3 protein-coding genes are annotated in these 7407 nt (G+C 44.2%); all 3 read left to right on the forward strand.

What is annotated here, in order from left to right; all coding sequences use genetic code 11:
* The coding region (locus tag CLV62_RS21285; protein WP_221409271.1) for a DNA topoisomerase at nt 1-954 on the forward strand (954 nt) is incomplete at its 5' end.
* A gap of 247 nt (nt 955-1201) precedes the next feature.
* Nucleotides 1202-1651: a DUF1896 family protein gene (locus CLV62_RS21290; protein ID WP_110312781.1), complete on the forward strand. Its 450-nt coding sequence runs from the start codon at nt 1202-1204 to the stop codon at nt 1649-1651.
* Entirely contained in the window at nt 1641-7286 is a 5646-nt protein-coding gene (locus CLV62_RS21295) for an N-6 DNA methylase (RefSeq protein WP_110312782.1), read from the forward strand. Before CLV62_RS21290 ends, CLV62_RS21295 begins: the two co-directional genes overlap by 11 nt.
* Nucleotides 7287-7407 lie beyond the last annotated feature (121 nt).

A 7407-nucleotide genomic window follows, 5' to 3' on the forward strand; every position in this document is an offset into this window, starting at 1 on the left:
TTAATCACCGATTGCCTGCCCCAAACCTTGAACTACGATGAACGCAAGATATACGACCTGATAGCCGGACGGATGCTCGAAGCCTTTTCAGGGGCTTGTATCAAAGACATAACCACAGTTACCCTGAACTGTCAGGGAATCCTGTATCAGGTCAAAGGAGCAGTTACCAAAGAACAAGGCTGGCGGGATGTATTCCACGAGAAATCAGACCCGAACAAAGAGAAGGAAGAAGACCGTGAATTACCGCCATTAATCAAGGGACAGGAATTAACCGTCAGTCAGTTTCAACTGTTGGAAAAACTTACCAAACCCAAACCCCTGCATACCGAAGCAAGCTTGTTGGGAGCGATGGAGACGGCAGCCAAAGAACTCGAAAGCGAAGAACAGCGATTGGCACTCCAAACCTGTGGCATCGGAACACCCGCCACCCGAGCATCCATTATCGAAACACTGTTCAATCGGGATTATATGACCAGAGATAAAAAATGCCTTGTTCCGACCGAAAAAGGGTTGGCGGTCTATCGTGCCGTTAAAGACAAACGCATCGCCGATGTCGAAATGACCGGTATGTGGGAAGAGGCTTTTGCAAAGATCGAGTCGGGCGAAGTCGTTGCCGGTAATTTTACAAAAGGAATCGAAGTCTATACCGAACAGATAACCACCGAACTTTTGCAGGTAAAGCTCGATTTACCCAAACAGGAGATTCTGACCTGTCCCAAATGCAAAGCCGTTCCTGTGAATTTCTATCCCAAAGTCGTGAAATGTTCCGATCCGGCGTGTGATCTGGTACTCTTCTCTATAATCTGCGGAAAGAAGTTATCCAATGATGTCATCCATCTCTTACTGACGGGCAAACAGACAGGCGTACTCAAAGGCTTTAAGAGCAAGACCGGCAAACGCTTTGATGCGGCATTGACGTTAGACGGGGATTTTAAAATCAAGTTTCACTTTTAAGGTCGCAGACCTTAACTAGCACGGCACTTGGGTATCCCTCCCAAGTGCCTCACTAATTATCCCAATTATTCAACGTCTAACCCGCTACGTTTCGCAACATAATAGAGCAAACAACAAATGAACAAGTTGGAAGAACAACAAATGTAGAAAATATTTCCGAAAGGCTGTTTAGCTAGTTAATTCGATTTAGCATATCGCCAATAATAGTATTAATAAACCGGTCTGTGACCGCAAATAACGTATCAAGATGAAAACAACTAAAAATACATCAAATACCCAACAACTGTCCTATTACGAACTATCCCTGCTTTCCTTTCTCAAAGAAAGCCATCCCCAACTGGGATCAGATACCAATTTTATCAAGACAAGGGCGGAAGAAGCCGCCGAAACCTATTCCAACGCAATCAAAAACGGAATGTTACCCAACCAGGCCGAAGAGCTGGCAAACGAAGTCTTGTTTCTCGGTCTTCATTTCTCCAGACACGACACGCTGGTCAATATTCTTTGGAATGAGTTTGCCGATACAGTTCCTCAAAGTGAAGCAAAAGAGCTTGCGAGCAGAATCCAGTCTGAATGCGAAGAAATTTTCGCTAACTATAATCTCACGGATGAGTATTTAGGTTCTGAGGAATACAATCTGCTCTATACCGAACTGACAGGATGTATTGACATTTGGCTGGAAGAAAATGAGCTATAACAAGAAGGCTCACTTGAGAGCCAACATTGAAGCCATTAAAATTGCTTTTGTTTTGGACAAGGAAAAAAGACCGGCTACAGAAGAAGAGCAAGGCGTACTGAAACGATACTCGGGATTCGGAGGGCTTAAATGTGTCCTGAGTCCGGCTAATAGCTTATCTGATACAGCCCAATGGGCAAAGTCGGAGTTGGAACTCTTCCCCATGGTAGCCGAACTGCACCGAGTAATCAGGGATAATACATCATCCGAACAGGAGTACAGGCAATACATGGGCAGCATCAAGAATTCGGTGCTGACGGCTTTCTATACACCGCCCGAAGTCGTACAAACGATTGCCGATGCCTTGCATGAAAGTGGAATAACACCCACCCGTTTCCTCGATCCTTCAGCAGGTATGGGTGAGTTTGCCAATGCTTTCACTCAAACAGCTGCAAATGCAAATAGTGAAGCGATCTGTTTTGAAAAAGACCTGCTGACAGGTAAGATGCTTTCGCATATCCGACCCAATGATAAAATCAAAGTCGAAGGCTTTGAGACGATCGAAAGCAGGTACAACAATTATTTTGATGTAGCGACCTCCAATATCCCGTTCGGAGAAATGAGCGTATTCGATGCCGCCTTTATGAAACAGGACCAACTGCATCGGGAGTCAACAAAAGCCATCCACAACTATTTCTTTGTCAAAGGAGTCGAAACACTGCGTGAAGGCGGATTGATGGCATTTATTACCTCGCAAGGGGTAATGAACTCGCCCGCTAACGAACCCATACGCCAATGGCTGATGGACAATACCAATCTGGTATCGGCAATACGGTTGCCCAACAACCTGTTTACCGAAAACGCAGGCACAGAGGTAGGCAGTGATTTGATTGTCTTACAAAAGAATACGGGAAAAGACAAACCGTTGAATCTTTGGGAAGAACTTTTTGTAACCAGTACCAAATCGGAAGAGACAGGAATATACAACAACGATTACTTCTATAACCTCGGCAGGGTGGTACAAACAAAAACAGCTCTCGCTACCGATCCTTATGGCAAGCCCGCACAAGTCTTTATCCACGAAGGAGGTATCGATGGCATTGCCGATTATATGGGGCAGATGCTACGAAGTGATTTAAAAGCCAACCTAAATTTGGAATTGTACAATCAACAGGCTGTTAAGCAAGAACAATCGGAACAACATCTGCACTCAAAAACCGAAGAACACGAGATAGTCGAACCCAAATCAGCAGATATAAACGTTTCTGATATAAACGTATCTGAAACAACTGCCCCCGCCTTTGAAAGGAGACAGGGAGAAGTCGTTGAGTTAAATGTTTCGACTGAACCGGTTATGAACCTTTATGACTTATTTGGATTTTCACAAGAAGAACGGAGCCAGATAAAGTCAAAAAAAGGAAATAAGAAACAGCAGTCCCCATCGGGTAAACCCATGCAGCTCAATTTATTTTCAAATGGAAATAATAAAAAATCAGACAAAGCAATCGATTCTCAAAATAAAGAAGCCACGTCCAAAACATCGGAAGCTCAAACTCCCTCTCCTCTTGGAGAAGGTCGGGGTGAGGTAGTAAAAGCCTCCTTTGACCTCCGTGCATTTAGTGGCGAATTAAGAGAACACCATAAAGAAGGCTCCTTGGTCGAAGACGAAGGGCAAATCGGTTATCTGAAAAACAGGTATAAAGACGAATCCCGGTTTCAACCTCTGGACTTACACTTTGGTCAGCGATCGAAAATCAGCCGCTATATCGAAATTCGGGATACCTACCACGAGTTATACAATCACGAAGCGAAACATTTGGAAGTTCACGAATCATTGAGAGGTACTCTGAACCTCGTCTACGATAACTTTGTCAGGCGTTTCGGTAATCTCAATGACAAGAAAAACCTCGATGTCATCAAAATGGATGCCGGAGGAAAAGAAATACTCTCGCTGGAACGATTTTCAGCGTCAGCCCTTTCCCCCTCTCCCGTTGGAGAGGGACGGGGTGAGGTGGTCAAAGCCGATATATTTCATGGCCCTGTAGCTTTCAATCCCAATGAGCTGAAAGTCGCAGGTACTTCCGACGAAGCCCTGATCGCATCCCTGAATAAATATGGCGAAGTCCGTTTGGATTATATGCAGTCGCTAATGGACAATACAGGAAAAGGACAGGAAGAAATCATTTCGGATCTGCACGGACGCATCTACTTCAACCCATTGGTACAAAACTACGAAGTCTCGGATCGCTTTATTGCAGGCAATGTAATCGAAAAATCCGAAGCTATTGAGCGTTATGTGCTAAACCATCCCGATGATTTACGTTCTCAGGAATCATTGAAAACCTTACAGGAAGCCATTCCACAACCCATCCGGTTTGAAGAACTTGATTTCAATCTCGGGGAAAGGTGGATCAGTCCGGCAATCTACCAAGACTATGCAAAAAAACTCTTTGAAGCCGATGTTACCATTGATTACTATGCCTCACGGGATGACTATACCGTCAAATCAGACAAGAGCAATGTACTCATTAACGAAAAGTTTGCCGTTAAAGGAGAAGGCAGGACATACAACGGTATCCATCTCTTGAAAAACGCCTTGCTCAATACAACACCCGCTATTACAAAGACGATACAGGCAACCGATAAAGAGACCGGCGAAACCAAAAGTGTAAAAGTACCTGACGGCGAAGCCATACAATTAGCGAACAGCAAAATCGATGAAATCCGCAACGGTTTTACCGACTGGCTGCACGAACAATCATCCGAGTTTAAAGATAAACTCACCGACACCTATAACCGCAAGTTTAACTGTTTTGTACGTCCTCAATACGACGGTTCGCACCAAAGCTTTCCCGGATTGGACTTAAAAGGGTTGGGTATTCCCGACTTATACCAGTCGCAAAAAGACTGCATCTGGATGCTCAAGCAAAACGGCGGAGGCATCGGGGATCACGAGGTGGGGGCAGGCAAAACACTGATTATGTGCTGTGCCGCTTATGAGATGAAACGTTTGGGACAAGCCAATAAACCGATGATTGTCGGACTCAAAGCCAATGTACACGAGATAGCAGCCACTTTTAAAACGGCTTATCCCGATGCCAAAATACTCTATCCCGGCAAGGAAGATTTTACACCCGACAAACGGGTAAAGATCTTCAATGATATAAAGAACAACTCGTGGGATGCCGTAATATTAACACATGACCAGTTCGGTAAGATACCCCAATCCCCTGAAATGCAGCAACAGATATTTACAGCCGAATTGGATTCGGTAGAAGAGAACCTCAATGTCTTGCGTAATCAGGGCAAAGACGTTTCGAGAATGATGCTTCGAGGTTTAGAGAAACGTAAACAAAACTTAGAAGTAAAACTAAGCGTTGTTGCCGACTCGATTAAAAACCGAACGGACGATGTGGTAGATTTTAAGATGATGGGCATCGACCATTTGTTTGTAGACGAGAGTCACCAATTTAAGAACCTGACCTTTACCACCCGTCACGACCGTGTGGCAGGCTTGGGTAATCCCGAAGGCAGCCAGCGAGCCTTGAATATGCTCTTTGCCATCCGCACCATACAGGAAAGGCGAGACAAGGATTTGGGAGCAACATTCCTGTCGGGAACAACCATCAGTAACTCGCTAACCGAGTTATACCTCTTGTTTAAATACCTTCGACCCAAAGAACTCGAAAGACAGAATATCAATTCCTTTGACGCTTGGGCAGCCGTTTTTGCAAAAAAGACGACCGACTATGAGTTTTCCGTTACCAATCAGATTGTACAGAAAGAGCGTTTCCGATATTTTATCAAAGTCCCCGAGTTGAGTTCCTTTTACAGTGAAATCTGTGATTTTCGTACTGCCAAAGGCATCGGTATTGACCGGCCCGAAAAGAATGAAATTTTATACAATATTCCACCGACACCACAACAGGAAATATTTATTGGCAAACTGATGAAATTTGCAGAGACAGGCGATGCCACCATCTTAGGCAGAGAAAAACTGACCGAAAAAGAAGAAAGGGCAAAGATGCTGATAGCAACCGACTATGCCCGTAAGATGTCCTTGGATATGCGGATGATAGACCCGGCTTACGGAGACCATATCGATAACAAAGCCTCGCATTGTGCGGCTAAGATAGCGGAGTATTACAACAAGTACGATGCACAGAAGGGTACGCAATTTGTATTTTCCGATTTGGGAACATACAAACCCAACGAATGGACACCTTACAGTGAGATCAAGCGAAAGCTGGTTGAAGACCACAACATCCCTGCCCACGAGATACGCTTTATACAGGAAGCCAAAACCGATAATGCAAGAAAGGCAATGATAGAGGCGATGAATGAGGGGCGGATACGTATTATATTCGGTTCGACAAGTATGCTCGGAACAGGCGTAAACGCCCAGAAAAGAGCCGTTTGTATCCATCATGTCGATTTGCCGTGGCGACCAAGCGATCTGGAGCAGCGGGATGGAAGAGCTGTTCGTAAGGGCAATGAAATAGCCAAAGAATTCGCCGATAACAAGGTCGATGTATTGATTTATGCGGTAGAAAAAAGTCTCGATTCCTATAAGTTCAACCTATTACAAAATAAGCAGCTATTTATTAATCAACTAAAGACCAATAGCATGGGTAGCCGGACGATTGACGAGGGCAGTATGGATGAAAGTTCAGGCATGAATTTCTCGGAGTATGTGGCGATACTTTCGGGCAATACCGATCTATTGGAAAAGGCGAAGTTGGAGAAGAAAATAACCGCTTTGGAGAGCGAACGGCAAGCCTTTAACCGAAGCAAGTCTTCATCCATCTACAAATTTGAGGATGCCACACGGAGCATTGACAGCAACAATGAAATGGTCAGTCGCATGACCAAAGACCTAACCATTTTGAGTGAGAAAATGCAAGTCGATAAAGACGGCAATAAGCTCAATCCTATCAAACTGGATAACCTCGATAGCAGCGATCCGAAAGTAATCGGAGAAAAGTTGAACCACCTGGCCGATAATGCCCGAACCAACGGGGAATATTTCAAAGTCGGGGAATTGTACGGTTTCAAAATCCTTGTTAAGACCGAAGAAAGCCAAAAGGAAGGCTCGATCTTCAAAGACAACCGTTTCTTTATCGAAGGAGAAGGCAGTATCAAGTACAATTACAATAACGGGCATATTGCCACCGATCCGATACTGGCTTCCAGAAACTTCTTAAATGCCTTGGATAAAATACCCAATCTGATTGAGAAATACCAATCGGATAACAGAAAGCTGGAAAAGGATTTGCCGATTCTCAAAGAAATTATGGGAACTACTTTTAAGAAAGAACCCGAGTTGAAAGAGCTCAAATCGCAGTTGGATTCGCTCAATAGACAGATTAATCTGACGCTTTCCACCAAAGACGAAGCTGTTCCTGTCGAGCAGATAGCTCCCAAAATACACGAGACTTCAAAATCCGAAATCCAACAGCCGGTAAGTCCCATCCCTACTATTTCGAATGTCCGTTCAGGAGAGCCGATGAGCCTGAAAGAGGTAATCGATGCGAATCGGGATCGGATTTATATTGGCAAGTTGGATCATTCGGAAGTAAAAAAGACGGAGAAGCAGCAGGGGGAGGACAATAGGAAAAGTGAGAATCCGAAACCAAAAAGGGGATTTAGGATGTAGCTGAATCTCCCTGCCTTGTGGGGAGTCTGATCGTATTTATAACCGATTATTATTTAATCCTACTATTTCATTTTTGTATTCGGGATTTATGGCAAATAGAACCAATTGTATAATTCAAAAT

It is taken from the genome of Indolivaga alginatilytica (assembly GCF_003201355.1).
Lineage (GTDB): Bacteria > Bacteroidota > Bacteroidia > Bacteroidales > Dysgonomonadaceae > Dysgonomonas_A > Dysgonomonas_A alginatilytica.